19 protein-coding genes are annotated in these 21,081 nt (G+C 59.4%); 5 read left to right on the forward strand and 14 right to left on the reverse strand.

Going from position 1 to position 21,081, the window contains the following annotated elements:
• Nucleotides 1-1,000 precede the first annotated feature (1,000 nt).
• Entirely contained in the window at nt 1,001-2,479 is a 1,479-nt protein-coding gene (locus HMPREF9720_RS04710) for a nucleoside hydrolase (protein ID WP_009597091.1), read from the reverse strand.
• Between the two features lie 14 nt (nt 2,480-2,493).
• A complete protein-coding gene (locus HMPREF9720_RS04715; protein WP_009597102.1) occupies nt 2,494-4,380 on the reverse strand; it encodes a TonB-dependent receptor in 1,887 nt (628 codons plus the stop codon).
• Between the two features lie 187 nt (nt 4,381-4,567).
• Between HMPREF9720_RS04715 and HMPREF9720_RS04720 the strand changes: the two genes are divergently transcribed.
• A complete protein-coding gene (locus tag HMPREF9720_RS04720; protein WP_009597083.1) occupies nt 4,568-6,532 on the forward strand; it encodes an MFS transporter in 1,965 nt (654 codons plus the stop codon).
• A 3-nt stretch (nt 6,533-6,535) separates the two neighbouring features.
• On the opposite strand, the gene HMPREF9720_RS04725 is transcribed toward HMPREF9720_RS04720, so the two are convergent.
• The 11 genes from HMPREF9720_RS04725 to HMPREF9720_RS04775 form a co-directional block, all read right to left on the reverse strand.
• Entirely contained in the window at nt 6,536-7,297 is a 762-nt protein-coding gene (locus HMPREF9720_RS04725; protein WP_009597082.1) for an energy-coupling factor ABC transporter ATP-binding protein, read from the reverse strand.
• Nucleotide 7,298: 1 nt separating this feature from the next.
• Nucleotides 7,299-8,114, reverse strand: a complete 816-nt coding sequence (gene cbiQ, locus HMPREF9720_RS04730; RefSeq protein WP_009597087.1) for a cobalt ECF transporter T component CbiQ — start codon at nt 8,112-8,114, stop codon at nt 7,299-7,301.
• Complete coding sequence (locus HMPREF9720_RS04735; protein ID WP_254654359.1) at nt 8,111-9,097, reverse strand: energy-coupling factor ABC transporter permease; 987 nt, start codon at nt 9,095-9,097, stop codon at nt 8,111-8,113. The genes cbiQ and HMPREF9720_RS04735 overlap by 4 nt, the downstream gene beginning before the upstream one ends.
• 68 nt (nt 9,098-9,165) lie before the next feature.
• Entirely contained in the window at nt 9,166-10,209 is a 1,044-nt protein-coding gene (gene yut / locus HMPREF9720_RS04740) for an urea transporter (protein WP_009597098.1), read from the reverse strand.
• 31 nt (nt 10,210-10,240) lie between these two features.
• The gene (locus HMPREF9720_RS04745) at nt 10,241-11,155 is read right to left on the reverse strand and encodes an urease accessory protein UreD (protein ID WP_009597081.1); all 915 of its coding nucleotides are present in this window, start codon (nt 11,153-11,155) and stop codon (nt 10,241-10,243) included.
• Complete coding sequence (gene ureG, locus HMPREF9720_RS04750; RefSeq protein WP_009597079.1) at nt 11,152-11,823, reverse strand: urease accessory protein UreG; 672 nt, start codon at nt 11,821-11,823, stop codon at nt 11,152-11,154. Before ureG ends, HMPREF9720_RS04745 begins: the two co-directional genes overlap by 4 nt.
• Nucleotides 11,824-11,863: 40 nt before the next feature.
• Complete coding sequence (locus tag HMPREF9720_RS04755) at nt 11,864-12,556, reverse strand: urease accessory protein UreF (RefSeq protein WP_009597088.1); 693 nt, start codon at nt 12,554-12,556, stop codon at nt 11,864-11,866.
• 10 nt (nt 12,557-12,566) lie between these two features.
• Entirely contained in the window at nt 12,567-13,142 is a 576-nt protein-coding gene (gene ureE, locus HMPREF9720_RS04760) for an urease accessory protein UreE (protein WP_009597096.1), read from the reverse strand.
• 140 nt (nt 13,143-13,282) lie between these two features.
• On the reverse strand, nt 13,283-15,001 hold the full coding sequence (locus tag HMPREF9720_RS04765) for an urease subunit alpha (protein WP_009597109.1): 1,719 nt from the start codon (nt 14,999-15,001) through the stop codon (nt 13,283-13,285).
• Between the two features lie 5 nt (nt 15,002-15,006).
• A complete protein-coding gene (locus HMPREF9720_RS16070) occupies nt 15,007-15,534 on the reverse strand; it encodes an urease subunit beta (RefSeq protein ID WP_009597108.1) in 528 nt (175 codons plus the stop codon).
• Between the two features lie 17 nt (nt 15,535-15,551).
• On the reverse strand, nt 15,552-15,854 hold the full coding sequence (locus HMPREF9720_RS04775) for an urease subunit gamma (protein WP_009597094.1): 303 nt from the start codon (nt 15,852-15,854) through the stop codon (nt 15,552-15,554).
• Nucleotides 15,855-16,072: 218 nt separating this feature from the next.
• On the opposite strand from HMPREF9720_RS04775, the gene crcB reads away from it, so the two are divergent.
• On the forward strand, nt 16,073-16,450 hold the full coding sequence (gene crcB / locus HMPREF9720_RS04780) for a fluoride efflux transporter CrcB (RefSeq protein ID WP_009597086.1): 378 nt from the start codon (nt 16,073-16,075) through the stop codon (nt 16,448-16,450).
• A gap of 141 nt (nt 16,451-16,591) precedes the next feature.
• On the opposite strand, the gene eno is transcribed toward crcB, so the two are convergent.
• Entirely contained in the window at nt 16,592-17,893 is a 1,302-nt protein-coding gene (gene eno, locus HMPREF9720_RS04785) for a phosphopyruvate hydratase (RefSeq protein ID WP_009597099.1), read from the reverse strand.
• A gap of 195 nt (nt 17,894-18,088) precedes the next feature.
• On the opposite strand from eno, the gene HMPREF9720_RS04790 reads away from it, so the two are divergent.
• The 3 genes from HMPREF9720_RS04790 to HMPREF9720_RS04800 all read left to right on the forward strand — a co-directional run bounded on the left by HMPREF9720_RS04790 (nt 18,089) and on the right by HMPREF9720_RS04800 (nt 20,990).
• A complete protein-coding gene (locus HMPREF9720_RS04790) occupies nt 18,089-19,273 on the forward strand; it encodes a hypothetical protein (protein WP_039939897.1) in 1,185 nt (394 codons plus the stop codon).
• Between the two features lie 43 nt (nt 19,274-19,316).
• Complete coding sequence (locus HMPREF9720_RS04795; RefSeq protein WP_009597090.1) at nt 19,317-19,817, forward strand: DMP19 family protein; 501 nt, start codon at nt 19,317-19,319, stop codon at nt 19,815-19,817.
• 171 nt (nt 19,818-19,988) lie between these two features.
• A complete protein-coding gene (locus tag HMPREF9720_RS04800) occupies nt 19,989-20,990 on the forward strand; it encodes a FecR family protein (protein ID WP_009597089.1) in 1,002 nt (333 codons plus the stop codon).
• The last annotated feature ends 91 nt before the right edge of the window (nt 20,991-21,081 follow it).

Raw genomic sequence — 21,081 nt, forward strand, 5'->3', positions numbered from 1 at the left:
TTCTCGCACGATTTCCAGAATTTCTTCCATGCGGTCCATAGCAGTAACTATCACGAATGATTCTGACGCAAAGATGCCACAAAGGCACGGGTAATTAACACACGTAAATAATTACATATCAACATTTTAACACCATGGCTTGATTTTCAGAAAGGTCTTATCGGGCTTGATAAAGATGATATTTGGAAATATGAAAAATTAATCGTATCTTTGTCTATGTAGTATAGGTGTGCATTGAGGCGTTAAACATTCACTACTAAATAGTGACCTCAAAAGCGAACTTGCATTATAAGAGATTGATATACAACAAATAAGGAATAAGGGTTCGAGCCCCATCTTCCACCCGTAGAAGCAGTTGAAAATCACTGCAACAAAGTGCAAAAACCTCATATATCGTTGATATATGAGGTTTTTTCGTTTTACCGCACCCCTCCTACTCTTCTCACATTTCTCCCAAGCCATCGAAACCCGGCAGCCAATGACTGCCGATGTCTATTCCCTCCGCCCCGGCATCCGCTCTCAGCACCACCAGCCGCTGCAGCCGCCGCACCGGACGGACGGCAAAAAAATGGGGAGGGACCTTTATCAGGCCCCTCCCTCCGCAGTAAGTTGCGTCACTGCTCTCGCATCAGCGAGGATTCTTTTCACTGCATGCAGGTAGACACAGGCAGCCGATCGGGTGAAACTGCCGGATGGTTTCACCCCGGATATTCCGATTGCTTCATGACGGCGCGTCTTTTGAAATCGCTCCTCAAAAAAAGATGCGCGGAACCTGACTCTGGCAATAGTAGAATAATCCCCATTATTCAAATATGTAACTGGTCAGGAACCGCGCATATCGCGTCCTGACTGTTCATCAGTCACATTCGAATGGGGATTATTTTGCCAGAATAAACAGCCGAGCTGTATTTCCTATCCCAAATATAGAAAAATTAATCGTTTTCATCAAAAAATTTATACAATATTTAGTATTTTTTATTTTAATCGGACTCTGCGCGCACTAATCCCCGACATACATGTCGAAGATTTCATGCCGGTCGAAATCGAGCCAGTACCGCAGCGCCAGCGCTCTCACGTACTGCCAGTAAGGTTCTGTCAAGTCGCCGTATAGTTCGATCCCCCGCTTCACATCCCTGCGGATACGGTCGGCATACCGGGGTTTCAGGACCAACCGTATCGTCTTGTCCTTGAAGGTGAAACGCGCTTCGGGCCGCGGCGTGTCGATTTCCGCAACGGTAATCAGCCCATGTCCGACGGAGGCCCCCGTTCCGACCTGCAGGCCGTCGTTCATACAGCTCACAGGCGGTTTATGGCCTGCATAAGTCGTGACGAGAATGTCGTCCACGCCGATATTGAAATACTCGCGGGCACGGATTCCCATTTTGACGCCGATCGTGGCGTAAATCCCCAGATGGCCGTGCAGTTCGTTGGTCAGCACGCCCGCCCGCCATTCGCTCAATCCGTGACGGGCAACCGCCGAGTCGATGATCGGAACGACATCCGCCGCATAGAGTGCGCCGCCGACCGGAAAGCCGTAAAACACCCGGCTTTCGCTGTCGGGCTTGCCCCGGAGAATCGCCGTCAGTCGTGTCTGCGCCTCCGCCGCCGCGCTCTTGTCCGACAGTTCGCACGCCCGAACCGTCCCATTCAGTTCCCGGATGGAAAACAGCTCCGGAGCGAACAGATAAACCGCGACCAGATCGTCCCAAGCTTCCAGATGACGCTCCCCGACCAGTTTTGCCAGCGGAGGCGTACGGTGTGTTGCGGCGATCTTCCGGGCGTAGACGTTCGGCACGGCCGCCACCGAATCGATCAGGGCGGGCGTAACGACGACCGGACATGCCGGGTTTGCCGACACGACAGTTACGGGCACGCCGCTCGCCAGCACATAACGGGCGGCGACGCTGTCCGTTTCGAAATTGGCTCCGGAGAGCGGTTCGGCCCGGCTGTTGTACCAGACGATCCGGTCGATCCGGTCGCCGGAGGCGGGATTTTCCCGCAGAACGTCGTATAGATTCGTCAAAGCACCGAGGGCGATGAAAACGACCTTCTCCTCCTCTTCTCCGAGGGTTTCGGCGATCAATGCCGACGCCGCGGGGAAGCCGGCTCCGGAGGTTGCGGTTGCGGCATCGCCCCAGTCTACGGTTCCGGAATGGGCGCGCCACGCAGGCGCGGGGGCATTCACCGCACGTCCCGCACCGACCGGAACGCCTTCGTGGTAGAAGGAATCGAGAAGCGCACGCACACGTACGGCGGCGCTGTCGGGAAGCAGCGCCCCTTCCGAAGTCGTGACGGCGAGCACCTCCACTTCGCGGTTGCCCAGCAGCATGCAGAGGGTGCGCAGATCGTCGGCGGCGCCGTCGGTGTCGACGACGGCATGGAAACGGGCTTTGCCCGAATGCGCATGGCAGGGAGCAAGGAACGCTGACAGTATGACCGCCAACAGGCCCCGGCAGAAAAAGCACTGACGAATTGTCATGGTCTCGGATCGTATTAAAAATTAACATTCATACCGCCCAGCGCCGTTGCTTTCGGCATGGGAAACCCGTCGTTGATCTCATAACGCTGCGCCAGCAGGTTCTCGCCCCGCACGAACAGATCGAGCCACCGGGTCGCGCGGAAAGTGACGCTGGCGTTCCACAGCACGAAATTATCCTTCGCTACGGGTTTGACCGAAGTGTAAAGTCCGTGAACATACTGCACGCCCGTCGATGCCTTCCAACGTCTGCGCGAAAAATCGACCCCGGCGTAGAGCTTGTGTTCGGGAGCCGCAACCACCGGGTAGGCCATATGGAGGTAGCTGTAGTTGGCCGAGACAGCCCACACGGGGTTTATGCGGCAGGCCGCGTCGCCCTCGACGCCCCAGTTCTCGATCCGGCCCGTATTGATGTTTTTCGGGCGTCCGTCCACCGGGACGGTCTGGATCATGTTGTCGCCGTCGATATAGTAGACGCTGACTCCGTACGAAAGCGCCCCGCCCGAAACGCGCTGCGTGAACGAAAGTTCGTAGTTCATCAGTTTTTCGGGTTTCAGATCGGGATTCTGCGGCGGAAACATATACATTTCGCGGATCGTCGGGAAACGGAATCCTTTGCTGACCATCGCCTTGATCTGGGCGTTGTGCGGCAGCAGGAACGACAGTCCGCCCTGCGGCACCCACTCCGTACCCGCATGCGAATGGTGATCGAGGCGCAGTCCGGCATCGAGCGTCAGCCAGTGCGTCAGGCTCTGGCGGAAATCGACATAGCCGGCCGCTTCGTCCATCGTCTTGTCGGCCGTGGTTTTATCCGGAGCCCCGTCGGTAAAGGCGTTCCACGCCTTGCCGCCGAAATGCTGCCAGTCGACGCCCACGGTCAGGCGGTTGCCCCTGAAAAGCGCGACGCTCTGATACCACGATACGCCCAGCATCCTGTCGCGGGAGTTGAAACGGTAGTTCAGCGGCTCTTCGCCGGGCGAGTGGCCGTCGTTGATCCTATGTCGTCCCCAGTTGTAGAAGAAGCTCAGGGTTCCGGAAGTCTTTCCGTAGTCGTTGCGCAGCGTGAACGAAGTCATGCCGCGGGTAATACGCTGCCTGTTGTCCAGAATGGGCTCCGAAACGGAGCCCGGATTCCGGGCGTTGAAATGCGTGAGGTTCACGTCGGCGTAGAGATCCCACGCTTGGGCAATCCGGTAACCCAGCTTGGCGTAACCGCCGTACTGCTCGAAGCCCATGTTCCTGCGATGCCCGTCGGTGCCGTTGTAAGAGCCAGTCACCGTACTCGTAAAACGTCCTGCCCGAACCTGATTCGTAACCTCGGTTTCGAGCGTATTGTAGGACCCGTAACCGGCATGGAGATCGGTTTTCACCCCGTCCTCGTGCATCCTGCGCGTCACGATATTGATGACGCCGCCCATGGCGTTCGAGCCGTACAGCACCGAAGCGGGGCCGCGCACGACTTCGACCCGGTCGGCCAGCATCGACTGGCAGGCGTCGGCGATCGGATGCCCCATCAGCCCCATGTACTGGGGATGGCCGTCGATCAGCACCAGCAGACCCGTTGTGGGACCTCCGCCGACACCGCGCAGCGTCATCTGCCCGGCAGCCCCTCCCGAAACGCCGTACCCCATGATGCCGCGTCCCGTAACGAACAGTCCCGGAATCTGCTCGGTCAGCGTCGGCAGCAGCGACGGCTGGAATCCCTCGGCGATCTTCTGCCGTCCGACGACGGAAATGGTCATCGGCAGATGCCGGACGTCGGTTTCATGCCGGGTTCCGGTGACCACGACCTCCCCGATCGGGTAGGTTTTCCCGTTACGCAGGCTGTCGGCGGTCTCGGACCGCAGGGCGCACACGGGGACGATACCGCCCAACAGCAGCAGGACAAACAGTTTAGACTTCATCTTCTCGCATTATGTTTTACTTGGACATTTGTTTTATCTTCTTGCAGCGCATCCTCCCCCTTCACCAATTCTTGTTCCAAAATCCCCCGGCGGAGCGAAGAAAGTGCAAATCCCGGAAACGCTCCGGATCGGACGGACGGCGTCCCTTTCGGCGCGTTTCTTGTTCTGAGCCGGATAAACGCTCATTATGGAAAACACCCGGCAACCGATCCCGTTACGGATCCGGCAGCACCTGCGCGATGCCGTCGGACGCATGCACCCTTCCGTCTCGTTCGTCTCCTGCATCGGTGTGCTGCTGGCCTATCTGACGGGCGTCTACATAACGGGATCGCTCCACGAGGCGTCGCGCTGGATGGGGGCCATGCTGGCCTGCACGTCGCTGGTGGTCGTCCTGCAATCGCACAACTACAAGGATTCGCTGCGCGCCGGATGGACCCGGGTGCTGGGAACCTTCCTCGGAGCGCTCGTCGCCTACATATACCTCAAGATATGGCCCTTTTCGATCGTCGGGATGCTCGCCTCGGTCTTCGTGCTGGAGATGCTCTGCATGCTGGTCGGAATCTACCAGAACAACCGCATCGCCACCATCACGCTGCTCATCATCCTGCTCGTCTCGCAGATGACGCCCCACGTCTCGCCGGCCGTAAACTGCCTGCTGCGCTTTACCGAATCGGTCGTCGGCGTGGGAGTGGGCGTTGCGCTGCTGTGGGTGCTCGAACGGTGGAAACGATGGCTCGAACCGCAGGAGCATGCAAACATAGCTACCGATAAAAATATGAACATGGACACGATGCCCCTGCGTTGGGGCCACTTCAGAGTGCTTATCGTCGCTTCGCTCGGACAGATCACCGGAGCAGGGCTGGCGACGCTGGTCGGCGTCATACTGCCGATGATCCAGATTTTCCGGCATCCCGGACTTACCTCCCTGCAGCAGGGACTCGTGGCGGCGACCAGCCTCGTCGGCATCATGGTCGGCTCGGTGCTGTTCGGAGCGTGGAGCGATAAAAAGGGATACCTGTTTTTCTTCCGGTTCTGCCCCGCACTCATCCTCGCGGCCTCGCTGTTCACCTTTTTCACGGCCGACCTCTTCGGGCTGGTCACGGGGCTGTTTTTCATGGGACTGGGCATCGGCGGCGGTTACAGCCTCGATTCGGACTACATCTCCGAGATCATGCCCCGGCGGTGGAAACTGCTGATGGTCGGTGTAGCGAAAGCCGCTTCGTCGTTGGGCAGCATCGCAGCGGCGGCCATCTGTTTTTCCCTGCTGCGGGAGTGGCACGATCCGCACCTGTGGAACCGGCTGCTGCTGCTCGTCGCAGTCATGGCGGTCGTCATGCTGCTCTGCCGCATACGTTTCGAACAAAGTCCCGGATGGCTCATCGCCCACGGGCGCATATCCGAAGCCGAAAAGGCCGTGCGCTATTTTCTGGGCCCCGACGTGGAGATCGGCGAAATCCGCAACCACCCGAATAAAACGCAGATGCCGAAGGTGGCTTGGAGCGACCTTTTCAAACCCGGTCAGATGAAGAAAGTGATTTTCAGCGGCATTCCGTGGGCCTGCGAGGGATTGGGCGTCTACGGCATCGGGGTATTCCTGCCCGTGCTGGTCATGGCGCTGGGGCTGGAAACGGGGTCCGAGTCGGCCTTTTCACGAATCACCGATTCGGTGTTGCTGACCACATGGATCAACCTCTGCATCCTGCCGGGATTCGTACTTGGTCTGCTGCTCGTGAACCGCTGGTACCACGTGCGGACCCAGACGTGGGGATTTATCCTCTGCGCCGCGGGCATGGGCATCCTGCTGGCGGCCTACGAATTCCACTGGCCGGTCTGGATCGCCGTATCCGGGTTCATGCTCTTCGAACTGTTCCTCAATGCGGGCCCCCACCTGATGACGTTCATCATTCCGCCCCAAATCTATTCCGTCGCCGAGCGCGGCGCGGGTGCGGGACTTGCCGCGGCCTTCGGCAAACTGGGCGCCGTCGCCGGCGTCGTCGTCATTCCGATACTGCTCAAATGGGGCGGCGCTTCGCTGGTGCTTTGGGTGACGATCGGCGTGCTGCTCGCCGGGGCGCTGGTTACGGCCGTCGTCGGCCGGGAGGTGCTTCCCGACAAGGGGCGTTCCGTTCGTCCCGAAATCCGGCGCGACTGACCGTCAAAGGGCGTACTCCCTTTTCAACGCACGTTTCATCCGCAGTTCGCAAGGCTGCTCCAGCCCGCACTCTTCGAGCAGGGCCAGATCGCCGAACACGTGCCGCGTACTGCCGTCGGCCACGATCCGTCCCTGCTTCATCACGATCGTACGGTCGCAAAGGTCGAGCACCATCTCCATATCGTGCGTAGCGATCAGCGTCGTATGGCCGAAACGGCGTATCAGGTCTATGATCTGCCGCCGGGCGCGGGGGTCGAGATTCGAGGTCGGTTCGTCCATGACGAGCACCGACGGCTCCATCGAAAGGACCGTCGCTATCGCAACGCGCTTCTTCTGTCCGCCCGAAAGCCGGAAGGGCGACGCCCCGCGCAGATGCAGCGCGCCGACGGCATCGAGGGCTTCCGTGACGCGGCGGCGTATCTCTTCGGGTTCGAGACGCATGTTCGAAGGTCCGAAGGCCACGTCTTCTTCGACCGTGGGCATGAAGAGCTGGTTGTCCGAATCCTGAAACACAAGCCCCACCGACTGCCGCACCAGCGGCAGCGTCCTGCGCGTGAGCTTGATCCCGCCCATGACCACTTCGCCCTGCGAAGGTATCAGCAGTCCGTTGGTGTGCAGCAGCAGCGTCGATTTCCCGGCTCCGTTGGCCCCGACTAGGGCGACCTTCTCCCCGTGCGTGATGCAGAACGAGACGCCGCAGAGCGCTTCATAGCCGTTGGGATAACGGTAATGCACATCGTCGAACCGGAGGTAGTGGTGACTCATCTCAAAGGTTGTTTATCAGCATCGAAAGGTTTTCGGCCGGACGGCACAAGCGCAGCAGGACGAACGCCGAGCACCACACGGCGAGAAACAGGGTGTCGCGCATTTTCCATGCCGGGCGTTCGAACACCCCCTCCGGGATGCGCCCCGAAAATCCCCGTGCCAGCATCGCCCGGCTGATCTGCTCGGCCCGGTCGAAAGTGCGGATCAGCAGTTGCCCGACGAGCGTTCCCCAAATCTTCAGCGGATAGGATCTGCGCCCGAAACTCCTCGCGTCGCGGGCCTGCTGCATGGCCGCGGCCTCTTCGATCAAAACATAAAGGTAACGGTAGACGAAAAGCAGCTGCGTGGTGAAAACAGCCGGCACCCCCAGCCGCTGCATGCTCCGGCAGAGACCGTAGTAGCCGGTGCTTCCGATCAGCACGAGCAGCGCCTGCACCGACAGCAGTCCGCGCAGTACGATCGAAAGGAACGAGACCCACCCTGCGGTGACCGCCAGCGTCCCGATACGGAAAACCGGCTCGCGGTCGTAGAACAGGTTGAAAACGCCGATGAAGACGACGAAGGGCAGCACGACAAGCGACCGCCGGAAAATCGTTCCGTAACTCAGGCCGCCCATCGCGCAGGCAACGATCGGAAAGACGAAAAACAGCAGCAGTTCCGGAAGCCTGCAGAGCGGCACGGAGAGCATCGTCACGAGAAAAACCACCGTGACGAGCAGTTTGGACCGGGCGTCCGTGCGATGGAGCGGACTCTGCATCCGCGCCGTCCGCTCCATCGCATCCAATGCGCAAAGTACGTGCTGCAATCTGTTTTTCATCCCTGCTTTTGTCCGGCGCGGAACAGACAGGAGGCGCCGAATACGGCCAGCAGAATGGCTCCGCTCCCTACGATTCCCGCAAATGTCGTGTTGTAATCGGGTATCACGGCCGTCTTTTCCTGAATGGCGGCGGCTCTGCGGTGCAGGCCGTCGGACGCAGGTTCCAATTCGGACCGTCCCGCCGTCTTTTTGATCGACCACTCCAGTCCGTCGGGATCGGACGAAGCGATCCACGAGAACGACCCGGCGATCAACAGCGCCAAGAGTGCGATCGCCGCAAGGGCCTTTCCGAGTCTCCGTCTTCCGGAGGCGCGTTCCCGACGGATACCGTACAGCAGTTCGGGCTTATAACGCTGCACGACGCAGATCACCGCCGCCGTAGCCAGCCCCTCGCCGATACCTATAAACAGATGGATCGGGAGCATGAACAGCAGAAACCGCCCCATCGGCAACGCGGTGATGCCCGACGCTTCGGTTTCGATCGTCACGGCCAATGCGCCCAGTTCGAGTCCGACCACCGAGGCGAGCAGCGACGCGGCGATGATCCGTCCCGGCGATGCGCCGCGTTTGATCAACGGCCGGAACAACAGCGGATAGGCCGCCAGACACGACAATACCGCCATATTGAGGATATTGGCGCCCAAAGCCATGAAACCGCCGTCGGCGAAAACTAGGCACTGGATCACCAGCACCGAAGCCAGCGTAAGCAACGCCGCCCATGGGCCCAGTATCGCCGAAAGCAGGATACCGCCGACCAGATGGCCGCTCGAACCCGTTCCCGGAATAGAGAAATTTATCATCTGGGCGGCAAAGACGAAGGCGCCCATCACGCCCATCAGCGGAACGATGTGCTCGTCCCGCGCATCGGGTTCGCGGCGGTCGTTTCGCGGATGCTTGACTTTCCAGATCGCCGTTCCGAGCAGGACCAGCGATACGGCTCCCGTAACGGCGAATACCGGCGGGGAGACCAGTGCGTCGGACATGTGCATAGTCTGTCGTTTTTCAGGTTTTCAGATCGCCCCGTCCGGCCCCTGCCGGACCGGACGGACGGTTATTCCGTTTTCGCGCCCGGCTGCTGCGCCGCCAGATGCTTCTTGTTCTCCGGATACCAGTTCGAATGGTCGGGCTTCTCCTCGTCGTCGAACCTGACGAGCGGCAGCAGGAAGAGCCATGTCGTGATGCAGAACGGCCCGGTCAGGGTGGCGATTCCGACGGGCGCCATCAGCATATACATGCCGGCCTGAATGAACACCGTCACCAGAATTCCCAGAACGGCCCAGAGCGCCGAGCGGAAATTCGGCTTATAGAACACCGTCGCCAATGCAATGGCCGTCAGCACGGGGCTGTATCCGTAAAGTCCGTCGGAGATGTCGGAGCCCGACGCTTTCAGCGCGATGACCGTCAGCAGCGCCAGCGCCGAGCCGATCGCGGCCCAGAGCGCCGCCCAGCGGCTGCAAAGGAACAGTCCCGCGAGGAAACAGATTCCCGTCACCCACGAATTGATCAGAAAGACCTGCCCGATGCCTTTCAGCCAGTAAACCGCCAGATCGCCAAAACGGATGCTCTCCAGCGACGAGAAAGCCGCCGGAAGCGCCGGATCGGCCATATGCGTCGTCGGAAGCCCGTGCATGGCGCGCGCCGCGAGCAGAAACATCCACGTACAAAAGACGAACGGAAAAGTGAACGAATTGACCTTCCAAGGCGCCATCACGTTGTTAAATCCCGCACGCACCCATGTCGTCAGCGCCGCACAGAGCGCCAGCGCCAGCCACATCCAGACGGTATTGCCCATGAACGTAGGAAACGCGCACCCCACCAGCACGCCGTTGAAGCCCCAGAGTCCCTGCTCGCCGTCCTTGGCCGGAAAGCCGAGCAGATACCCCGTCACCGTGGAAACGGTCACGCCCAGCAGGGCGCCCCAACCCACAAGTCCCTGCCCCTCGGCATAGGCGCCCCAGAAAATGCCGATCATAAACAGGAGTCCCGTCCACGCGCTGTTCTGAAACATCACCTGCCCCGTACCGCGCAGCAGAATTTTGATAAAATCGAAAGAGCCTCCGCCGGCCCCTCCGGATCGAGCGATCGTATTTGCCATACTTACAATTATTTAACCGTTAACAAAGTTTCTATCGCCACGGGAATTCTTCGGGCAGCGGCTTGCCCTTGACTTCCTGCCGAACCGAGGAACAGAATTCGCGGACAAGGCGTTTCACGGGAGCCGTCTCCTCGCCCAAGACCTTGTAGAGCAGCCCCGCATCGTTCGGCAGGCGCGTAATGCCGGCGGCCAGCCGGCGGTCGCGGTCGATGAAAGCCTCTGTCCGTTCGTAGATGCTGTCGGCATGTTCCGGCGGCGTCAGCACGATCACGTTGGCGAAAACGTCGTATCCGTTCATCGCGCCGAGCGTCGAAGGCGGATACATTTCGGGCCGTATGATGAATTTTTCGCGAAACAGTTGCTCCCCGTCGGGACGTTCGGCATGGGAGCAGACCGACAGAATGTCGTACTGGAAAGTTTCGCCCCGGTCGAAATACTTACGGCCGCTCATGTAGATTTCTGAATAGAACAGCGTGGCCGAGGGTGCGATGCGGATTGCCGTGTCGGCGATGAACCGCGTGTGACGGCACGGAATCGTCGGTTCGGGCAGATATTCCAGATAAGAGTCCTCTTCGAGTTCGAACGCCTGCGTCAGCCCCGAATAGTTGTAGCGCATCTCGGCCAGCTTGGTCGCCGCACCGGTCGAAATATGGGCGTAGGCGCCTTCGCGGACGACAAAACGCTGTTCATAGCGATCGCCGTCCACGTTGGGACCTCCGGACGAGAGGATGTAGACGCACGGCATCTCAGGCATGCCTTCGTCGAAATAGAGTTCCTGCTGGACGATCAGCGGGGCATGGCGTTCCAGATCGCGCATGATCGACCTGCCGTCGTCGTCGAGTTCGAATCCCAGAAAAAGATACCCCATCTTGCCCGGAGTGCCGACGGGCATCGCCTTCGGCTCTTCGAGGTAGGGACTCATCTCTTTGGCTGCTGCGAAATTCATCGTACGGCGCCGGTTAGGGATTCCGAAACTTTCTCCTTGTTGTTGCCGAGGTCGAAAAGCGCCATCCGGCGGATCAGGGCGACCAGTTCGTCGATCCCTTCGCCCGTCATGCAGTTGGTGAATACGAACGGCTTGCCCGGACGCATCAGCTCGGAATCGCGCCGCATCACTTCGAGATCAGCACGGACATAGGGGGCCAAATCGGTCTTGTTGATGACCAGAATATCGGACTGGGATATCCCCGGTCCGTCCTTGCGTGGAATCTTGTCGCCTGCGGCCACGTCGATCACGTAGATGAAAAAGTCCACCAGCGCGGGGCTGAAGGTGAGGGTGAGGTTGTCGCCGCCCGATTCGATCAGCACCACGTCGCCGTCGGGGAATCGGGCCTCCATCTCCTCGACCGCCGCAATATTCATCGAAGGGTCTTCCCGCACGGCCGTATGCGGGCACGCGCCGGTTTCAACGCCGATGATTCGCTCCTCGACAAGGATGCCCTTCAGCATTTTACGCACGTGTTTGGCGTCTTCCGTGGTTACCACGTCGTTGGTTATCACCAGCACTTTGTAGCCCATGTCCAGAAGCCGCGGGGTGATCGCTTCGATGAGTGCCGTTTTGCCGGAGCCTACGGGGCCGCCGATTCCGATTCTGCAAGTTGTATTTTCGTTCATAATCTATTCGTTTGTTCGGTTATTCCGCTTTTGGGGCGGATCAATTCATAAACATGCGTTTGATTCCCTTTTCGTGCAGCGAGGCGAGAATGTCGATCTGCGGCACGAAGGTATACATGTCGTCGAAATCCATGTCGCCCGCCGTGTCATAGAGCTCGCCGAGCTTTTCGGCGGCCCGGAACAGGATGCGCTGCGTGTCGTAGTGCGACACGCGCACGCAGCGGAGAGCCGCGCTGACGACCATATTGACCACACCGTACTGGTGGGAGCAGAAAAGCCCCTTTTCGGAGATTCCGCAGGCCGCGAATACGATGCCCTGCGCCACGGGATAAGTGCCGGGGGTACGGCCGCCGGCGATGTCGCCGAGCCACTTCGCTGCGGTTTCATCGGGAAAGACATGTTTCGACAGCTCGGCCAGTTTCTTGCCCATGCGTCGGGTCATCAGCCGCGCCTCGGCGTTCATCTTGCAGAGAACGGCCTGACGGTCGGCATTGAGGATACCCTCGTAATAACCGAGGTTATAGCTGCGGAAAGCGTGCAGCGCCGCGACTCCGTCGGTGAAGGCGGCCTGCCGGACAATGTCCTGCGTATATTGTTCGAGCGTCGCGGCGTCGTGCACCAGTCCCTCCTCGGCGGCCGTTTCCAATCCGTTGGAGAAGGAGAAGGTCCCGACCGGAAAGGCCGAGTCGGTGAATTCGAGCAGCCGCATGACGGTTGTTGCGTCGTCGGTCATAAGGGCGGGTTTAATGCGCATGCACATGTTCGTGATGGTGGTGTACGTCGCTGTCGGGCCCCGTGCCGCCGAACAGACGCCGGATTTCGTGGGGCGCCAAGTAGGGAATCACCTCCGAACCGGGCTGGAACGAGTAGGCGACACCTTCTATATGGTGCGTACGCATTACGCTGTCCATCACTTTTTTATCCACCGTCAGCGGAATGTAGACCTTTGTCCCCTTGACCACTGCGGGCCAATGCTGGTTGCCGATGGCATGACCGAGTTCCACCGAGATATGGATGATCGTTTCCGGCGTTTGACGCGCCAGATCCGAAAGGTCCGCGACCAGCACGTCGTTGAGCCGGATGCGGATGGCCGCAATGCGGCGCTGTTCGGGCAGATACTCGATAATATCGCCGTCGAGCATCTGCGAGTGGCGTTTCAATGCCACGGCGTATTCGTTTTCCCGGTCGCCTTTGACCACGAAGCGGCTTTTCTGGGCCGTCCACTGGTCGAGATCGATATATTCGATTTCGGCTTCCCGCGCTTTCTTCACCCATTCGGGGTCCTGCAGATTGCCTATGATTTCCGTATATATTTTCATCGGATTCGTTTTTAATATTCGTTTTTAATTTCCGGGAGCATCCCCTGCGGCATGCCCCCGGAAACAGGAAACCGATCCGGGGCCGGATCGGATCCGAAGGCGGAACAACAAACCGCCCCGGATCGGAGAGGCCCTCCCGGCTAACTGAACCAGAGCAGCTGGCTCAGGGGGAATTTGTCGGCAGGCTTGACGTAAGCGCGGATGTCGTTGACCAGCACGTCGAACGTTTCGGGATTCACGTCGATCTTCGGCATTCCTCCGTTGCGCACCATGTTGTATTTGGTAAGCTGGCGGGTGCGCCGCACGGGCTGCACCATACGATGCAGGTGGAGACGCTCCTTGATACCGCTCTGGAACGCGGCGTCCGATACGAACGAAAGGCAGGTTTCGGGCAGCGTACGGCCGAAAGCGCCGTACATCGGACGGTAATAGCACGGCTGCGGCGTCGGGAGCGATGCGTTGGGATCGCCCATGTTCGACCAGTTGATCAGGCCGCCCTTGATGACCATCTTGGGTTTGGCGCCGAAGAACTGCGGCTCCCAGAGTACGAGGTCGGCGACCTTGCCCTTCTCGACCGATCCGAGGTAGTCGGAAACGCCGTAGGTGATGGCCGGGTTGATCGTGATCTTGGCGATATAGCGCAGCACGCGGAAGTTGTCGTTCCCGTCGGCATCCTCGGCGAGCTTGCCGCAGGCGTTCTTCATGAACGACGCCATCTGGAACGTGCGCATGAACGATTCGCCGATACGGCCCATGGCCTGCGAGTCGGACGAAACCATCGACAGTATGCCCAGATCGTGCAGCACGTTCTCCGCGGCCTGCGTTTCGGGCCGCACGCGGCTCTCGGCAAAGGCCACGTCCGACGGGATCTTCGGATTGAGGTTGTGGCAGACCATGATCATGTCGAACAGCTCGGCTTGGGAATTGACCCCGAACGGCAGGGTCGGATTGGTCGACGAAGGCAGCACGTAGGGCATCGACGCCACTTTCAGCAGGTCGGGGGCGTGTCCGCCGCCGGCGCCTTCGGTGTGGTAGGTATGGATCGTGCGGCCGTCCATGGCGGCGATCGTATCCTCGACGTATCCGCTCTCGTTGAGCGTATCGGAGTGGATGGCCACCTGCACGTCGAAACGATCGGCGACGCCCAGCGCGGCGCGGATCGCAGCGGGAGTCGAGCCCCAGTCCTCGTGAATCTTCAGGCCGCAGGCTCCGGCCTCGATCTGTTCTTCGAGCGGCTGGTTCATCGAGCAGTTGCCCTTGCCCAGCAGGCCGACGTTCACCGGAAGCCCCTCGATCGACTCCAGCATGCGTTCGATGTTCCAGCGGCCTGAAGTGATGGTGGTTCCGTTACTGCCGTCCGTAGGGCCGATTCCGCCGCCGAACAGGGTCGTAATACCGTTGCTCAGACAGGCGTAAGCCTGCTGCGGGGAGATCATGTGCACGTGGCCGTCGATGCCGGCTGCCGTCAGGATCAGGTGCTCGCCCGATATCGCGTCGGTTGCGGTGCTGGTCACCAGATCGGGATGCACGCCGTGCATGATATTGGGATTTCCCGCCTTGCCGATACCGGCGATTTTTCCGTCCTTGACACCCACGTCGGCCTTCACGACGCCCAGATTGGCGTCGATGATCGTCACGTTGGTAATCACGAGGTCGAGCGCCCCCTCCTCCGAAGTCATCGTATTGGCCAGCCCCATGCCGTCGCGGATGGTCTTGCCGCCGCCGTAGACGACCTCGTCGCCGTATTCGCGCAGGTCTTTTTCGATCTCGACGTAAAGATCGGTGTCACCCAGCCGGATCTTGTCGCCGACGGTAGGACCGAAAAGGTTGTTGTATTCTTGACGTGAAATTGTTGCCATATCCTCTATTTTTTAGTGTTGTTGCTTTTTTTCATAGCGGCCTCGGCATCGCTTTCCGAAATGTTCTTGAACCCTGCATGCCGGGCTTTGCGCACGGCATGCATACGTGCCGGGAAATAGGTGGGCGCATCCTCGTCGCCCGTATATCCCATCACCAGACCGTTGAAGCCGATCACGCGGCGTTTGCCCGAATAGGCCACGACCTCGACCTCTTTCTGGTCGCCCGGTTCGAAACGGATGGCGGTCGTTGCGGGAATGTTCAGGTGACAGCCGAAAGCGGCGTCACGGTCGAACTCCAGATAACGGTTGACCTCGAAGAAATGGAAATGCGAACCGACCTGAATCGGGCGGTCGCCGGTATTGCGCACGACAAGCTTCACGGTCTTGCGGCCGGTATTGTACTCGATCGGGGCGTTCATCAGGATTTCTCCACCGACGACGACGGGCTTTGCGGGTTTGAAGCCGGGTTTATTCGGATAGAGACTCGCCGCCTGCGCCTGATTTTTCGCAGGGGCGGGATTTTTCGTATTCATACTCAGGATGTTTAAAATTACTTAATAGGATGGTGGATGCTCACCAGACGGGAACCGTCCGTAAACACGGCTTCGACCTGCAGCAGGTCGATCATGTCGGCGACGCCCTCCATGACGTCGCTTTTCTTCAGCACGCTGGCCGCTCCTTTCATAACCTCTTCCACGGTCTTGCCTTCACGCGCTCCCTCCAGTGCCGTGGACGTAATATAGGCTACGGCCTCCGGATAATTCAGTTTCAGCCCTTTTTTCATACGCCGTTCGGCGACCATACCGAGCGAAAGCAGCATCAACTTGTCAATCTCTTTCGGTGTCAAGTGCATAGTAAACGATTTTTATAGTTAATCCGGCTCCGCATCCCCGAAGGCCATACATATCCCGCCGGGGCAGCGGTCCGCCGGTACTGATCAGCGGAGGTTCCAAATAGGATGCCAAAAGCCGCCCCCCCGTGGCGATCCGCGGCAAAATACGGAAGCCCGGTGGCATCAAATTTGTTCGGGGAAGAACCCGAATGGTAGAATCAACTAAAAATGTGTGAATTATGTTTAAAGCGATGATTATTGCGGGGCTAGGCGGTTTTATCGGCACATGCCTGCGCTTTCTGACGGGAAAACTGGCCCATGTCATTACGGTTTCGGCGTTCCCGTGGGGTACGTTCGCCGTCAATATTATCGGCAGTTTCGTGATCGGCATCTTCTTCGGTCTGGCCGAAAAGACCCACGTCATCTCGCCGTCGATGAACGTCTTTCTGATCACCGGCTTCTGCGGCGGATTCACCACCTTTTCGTCGTTTGCCGACGACATGTACCTGCTCCTCCAACAGAAACACTGGCTCTATTTCGGCCTTTACGTCGGCCTGAGCTTCATTCTGGGACTGGTACTCGTATGGCTGGGACGTTCGCTGATAAAGGCGGTCTGACCGCGGTCGGCGCCTGAGCGACCGCACGCCGCCGCACAAAAAAAGGGCCGGACAATATGTCCGGCCCTTTCATTTATGATCCGGTTCGGGCTTCGCCCGGAACCTGATGCAACAGGGCTGTCAAGCCCTTCGAAATCGGAATTACTTGCGGTAGATCTTCGTGTAGCCGTAGATAGCCTCATCGCCGAGTTCCTCCTCGATGCGGAGCAGCTGGTTGTACTTGGCCATACGGTCCGAACGCGACGCCGAACCGGTCTTGATCTGACCGGAGTTGGTAGCCACGGCGATGTCGGCGATCGTCGAATCCTCGGTCTCGCCCGAACGGTGCGACGTAACCGAAGTGTAGCCCGCACGGTGAGCCATCTCGATGGCGTCGAGCGTCTCGGTCAGCGTACCGATCTGGTTCACCTTGATCAGGATCGAGTTGGCGCAGCCCATTTCGATACCCTTCTTCAGGAAGTCCACATTGGTCACGAACAGGTCGTCGCCCACGAGCTGGCACTTGCCGCCGATCTCCTCGGTGAGCATCTGCCAACCGTCCCAGTCGTTCTCCGACATACCGTCCTCGATCGAGTCGATGGGGTATTTGGCAACCAGTCCCTTCAGGTACTCTACCTGCTCCTTCGACGAACGCTTCGCGCCCTTCTCGCCTTCGAACTTGGTGTAGTCGTAAACGCCGTCCTTGTAGAACTCCGACGAAGCGCAGTCCATGCCGATCGACACGTCGCCGCCCTCTTCCTTGCGGCCGGGCTTGTAACCTGCCATCTTGATGGCCTCGATGATCGACTCGATAGCGTCCTCGGTGCCGTTCAGCGCGGGAGCGAAGCCGCCCTCATCACCGACAGCCGTCGAGAGGTTGCGGTTGTGAAGCACTTTCTTCAGGTTGTGGAACACCTCGGCGCCCATGCGGATAGCCTCCTTGAAGGTGGGAGCGCCCACGGGACGGATCATGAACTCTTGGAACGCGATCGGAGCGTCCGAGTGCGAACCGCCGTTGATGATGTTCATCATCGGAACGGGCAGCGTCTTGGCGTTTGCACCGCCGATATAGCGATAGAGCGGCATGCCGAAGTAGTCGGCGGCAGCGCGGGCCACGGCCAGCGACACGCCGAGGATGGCGTTAGCACCCAGCTTCGACTTGGTCTTCGTGCCGTCGAGGGCTATCATGGCCTTGTCGATGCCCACCTGATCGGCCACGTTCATGCCGATAACGGCGGGAGCGATCACCTCGTTTACGTTCTTGACGGCGTTCAGAACGCCCTTGCCCAGATAACGGCTCTTGTCGCCGTCACGAAGTTCGAGGGCCTCGTTCTCGCCCGTCGATGCGCCGCTCGGAACGGCTGCGCGGCCGAATGCGCCGGATACGGTACGTACTTCGACCTCGATGGTCGGATTGCCTCGCGAGTCGAGGATCTCTCTTGCGTGAATCTCTACAATCTGCATAGTTGTAAATGTTTAATTTATGGTTTTAAATACTGATATGCCGTTTTCGACCGCAAAGGTAAGAAATAATTGTGAATTGCGGTTTCATTATTGTTATTTTTTTCACGAAAGACGGATGCGGTTTCGGGAATAAAGCAGAATATATTATCTTTGCCGGCGAATGCACTCCTCTCACTTGTAAACAACTATCAATTAATGCGAAAAGTTCTCTCATTCTCTCTTTTCCTGATGTTGGGACTCATCGTCTCGCAAATGCTTCCGGGCACGCTCGGTGCAGGATACGCGGCGTTCAAGAAGTGTTCCGACACGCTGCTTTACATCTGCCTCGGATTCATCATGATCAACGTCGGCCGCGAATTCGAAATCGACAAAACCCGCTGGCGTTCCTACACTGCGGACTACTTCATCGCCATGGCCACGGCCGCGCTGCCGTGGATACTCATCGTCCTCTACTACGTCTTCGCACTGCTTCCGCCCGAACTCTGGACCAGCGGCGAGGCGTGGAAGGAAAACCTGCTGCTGAGCCGTTTCGCCGCGCCGACTTCGGCCGGCATCCTCTTCACGATGCTCGCAGCCCTCAGTCTCAAGAAAAGCTGGATTTACAAAAAGATACAGGTGCTGGCCATCTTCGACGATCTGGACACCATCCTGCTGATGATCCCCCTGCAAATCCTGATGACCGGCCTGCGGTGGCAAATGTTCGCCATCATCGCCGTCGTCACCCTCCTGCTGGCCGTCGGCTGGCGCTGGCAGGCGACGTGGAACGTACGTCAGGACTGGAAAACCATCTTGGGGCTGGCCGTCGTGGTCTGCGCCCTGACCCAGCTCGTCCACATCGTCACGGCCCGGCTTTACGGACCGGAGAACAGCATCCATATCGAAGTCCTGCTCCCGGCGTTCGTCGTCGGCATGCTGATGAAACACAAGGAGATCGACACCGCCGCCGAACGGCGCATCACCACCGGCATCTCGTTCCTCTTCATGCTGCTCGTGGGGCTGAGCATGCCGCTCGTAACGGGCGCTCCGGGCGACACGGCCGCCGCGACGTCGGTCACCGGCTCGCAGCCCATGATGCCGTGGGGCACGCTGGCGCTGCATGTGTTGGCCGTATCGTTGCTCTCGAACCTCGGCAAACTGGTGCCGCTCTTCTTCTACCGCGACCGCAAGATCAGCGAACGCCTCGCCCTCTCGATCGGCATGTTCACCCGCGGCGAGGTGGGCGCGGGCGTAATCTTCATCGCACTGGGCTACAGTCTGGGCGGCCCGGCGCTCATCATCTCGGTGCTGACGCTGGTGCTGAACCTGATCCTCACGGGCGGCTTCGTGGTGTGGGTCAAGAAACTGGCCCTGCGCACCTACGCGCCCGAAGCGCAGCAGTAACCCGGCTAAACAACCCCATATTCACAATCAAACGACGGAAACCGTGATCGAAATTACAGACAAGGCCCTGCAAACGGCAGCCGCCAAAGGGATGGACGAATTCCTCCGGGTCTTTACGGACAAATACAAGGAGACGGTCGGCGGAGACCCGACGGCCGAAACGATGCCGCTGCTCAGCGGCGAACAGCACTCGCTGCTCGCCTACCGGATTTTCCGGGACGAGGTGACCGAAGGCGGTTTCTGCCAGCTTATCCAGAACGGCTACGGGGCCTATATCTTCGGCAATCCGTTTGCCAGAGTCATGCGCCTGTGGGGTGCGGAGAGTTTCTCGAAGCTGGTCTACCGCGCCAAGAAGATCTACGACGCCAACCGGGAGGATTTGGAACGGGAGCGCACCGACGAGGAGTTCATGGCGATGTACGAGCAGTACGAAGCCTTCGACGAGCTGGAGGAGGAGTACGGCGAAATGGAAGCCGAGGTCACGGAGACGCTCGCCCGCTACGTGGACGGGCATCTGGATCTGTTCGCCGCGGTCGTCGGATAACCGGCCCGGAATCCTGCGGAAACAGCCTCTCCGCATCGCCGTTCCCGGCATATACGAAGCGTCCGCGGAGGAATATCCGGAGACATTCCGCTAAAAAAATCGGAAAAAAGGCGGTCGGCCGTAAGGGTCGGCCGCCTTTTTCGTGTCTTCGGGTAAAAACCGAATACCGTCATGGACAAACATTACCGGGACCTCCTGATCCGTGCGCTGAAGGGCACGCTGGACACCGCATCGCGCCGCGAATTCGACCTATGGGTCGCGGATGCGGACAACCGCCGCATCTACGAAAACGCCCTCCGCATATGGGACGACGTACAGCGCCGCACCTCGGCCTACAATCCCGACCGCGACCGGCTCTGGGAGCAGTTGCAGTCCCGCATCGAAGTCTGCGGAACGCCGCAGCGGGCGGAACGGCCCGCGCCGAAACGCCGCTGGATGCCGATACTGCGCACGGCGGCAGCCGTCGCCGCGGGCGTCGTCGTCACGCTCTTCGCGGTCCGTCCCGACCTCTCCCGCACACCGGTTCCGGCCAGACAGGAGTTCTGCGCCTTCGGCGGCAAGTCGCTGGCGCATCTGACCGACGGTTCGACCGTATGGCTCCAGAGCGGCTCGACGCTCGCCTACGACAGCTCCTTCGGCGCCGAAAGCCGCAACGTAAAACTCCGCGGAGAGGGATTTTTCGACATCGCCAAAGATCCCGAACGCCCTTTCACGGTCGAAGTGGAAGGGCTGCGCATACGGGTTCACGGCACGAAATTCAACGTGAACACCTCGCACGAAGACCGGACCGTCGCCGTATCGCTCGTTGAGGGTTCGGTGGCCCTCGATTCCGGCAACGGGGAGACGCGCCGGCTGCACCCCGGAGAAATAGCCTGCTACGACCCCGCCACCCAAGAGCTGAATATCCGCAGGGGCAACGTCGAGCTGGAATCCTGCTGGGCCGCGGGCAAACTGGTCTTCGAGCGGCAGTCGTTGGGCGAAATCTGCCGCTACCTCTCACGCTGGTACGACATCCGGATCGACATCTCCCCGGCACTCGCCCACAATTACGCCTACACGTTCACCCTCACCGACGAACCGCTCGAAGCGATTCTGCGCATCATGAGCCGCATCAATCCGATCGTCTACACCTTCTCGGACAACCGCTCGGTATCCATCTCCGAGATAGAATAAAACCGTAAACCTACCAAACACCAACCAAACTCCGAATGCCTATGACCGAACAGACCTGAACCGCACGCTATCCTTCCCGCGGCAGCCGCCG

The organism is Alistipes sp. HGB5 (assembly GCF_000183485.2).
GTDB lineage: Bacteria > Bacteroidota > Bacteroidia > Bacteroidales > Rikenellaceae > Alistipes > Alistipes finegoldii.

Excerpts from the sequence above, each read along its gene's own strand:
- eno (WP_009597099.1), bottom strand. The coding sequence starts at position 17,893 with ATGCAGATTGTAGAGATTCACGCAAGAGAGATCCTCGACTCGCGAGGC.
- HMPREF9720_RS04775 (WP_009597094.1), bottom strand. The coding sequence starts at position 15,854 with ATGCACTTGACACCGAAAGAGATTGACAAGTTGATGCTGCTTTCGCTC.
- HMPREF9720_RS04745 (WP_009597081.1), bottom strand. The coding sequence starts at position 11,155 with ATGAATTTCGCAGCAGCCAAAGAGATGAGTCCCTACCTCGAAGAGCCG.
- HMPREF9720_RS16070 (WP_009597108.1), bottom strand. The coding sequence starts at position 15,534 with ATGAATACGAAAAATCCCGCCCCTGCGAAAAATCAGGCGCAGGCGGCG.
- HMPREF9720_RS04755 (WP_009597088.1), bottom strand. The coding sequence starts at position 12,556 with ATGACCGACGACGCAACAACCGTCATGCGGCTGCTCGAATTCACCGAC.
- HMPREF9720_RS04735 (WP_254654359.1), bottom strand. The coding sequence starts at position 9,097 with ATGTCCGACGCACTGGTCTCCCCGCCGGTATTCGCCGTTACGGGAGCC.
- crcB (WP_009597086.1), top strand. The coding sequence starts at position 16,073 with ATGTTTAAAGCGATGATTATTGCGGGGCTAGGCGGTTTTATCGGCACA.
- HMPREF9720_RS04710 (WP_009597091.1), bottom strand. The coding sequence starts at position 2,479 with ATGACAATTCGTCAGTGCTTTTTCTGCCGGGGCCTGTTGGCGGTCATA.
- HMPREF9720_RS04725 (WP_009597082.1), bottom strand. The coding sequence starts at position 7,297 with ATGAGTCACCACTACCTCCGGTTCGACGATGTGCATTACCGTTATCCC.
- HMPREF9720_RS04790 (WP_039939897.1), top strand. The coding sequence starts at position 18,089 with ATGCGAAAAGTTCTCTCATTCTCTCTTTTCCTGATGTTGGGACTCATC.
- yut (WP_009597098.1), bottom strand. The coding sequence starts at position 10,209 with ATGGCAAATACGATCGCTCGATCCGGAGGGGCCGGCGGAGGCTCTTTC.
- cbiQ (WP_009597087.1), bottom strand. The coding sequence starts at position 8,114 with ATGAAAAACAGATTGCAGCACGTACTTTGCGCATTGGATGCGATGGAG.
- HMPREF9720_RS04765 (WP_009597109.1), bottom strand. The coding sequence starts at position 15,001 with ATGGCAACAATTTCACGTCAAGAATACAACAACCTTTTCGGTCCTACC.
- ureG (WP_009597079.1), bottom strand. The coding sequence starts at position 11,823 with ATGAACGAAAATACAACTTGCAGAATCGGAATCGGCGGCCCCGTAGGC.
- ureE (WP_009597096.1), bottom strand. The coding sequence starts at position 13,142 with ATGAAAATATATACGGAAATCATAGGCAATCTGCAGGACCCCGAATGG.
- HMPREF9720_RS04800 (WP_009597089.1), top strand. The coding sequence starts at position 19,989 with ATGGACAAACATTACCGGGACCTCCTGATCCGTGCGCTGAAGGGCACG.
- HMPREF9720_RS04715 (WP_009597102.1), bottom strand. The coding sequence starts at position 4,380 with ATGAAGTCTAAACTGTTTGTCCTGCTGCTGTTGGGCGGTATCGTCCCC.
- HMPREF9720_RS04720 (WP_009597083.1), top strand. The coding sequence starts at position 4,568 with ATGGAAAACACCCGGCAACCGATCCCGTTACGGATCCGGCAGCACCTG.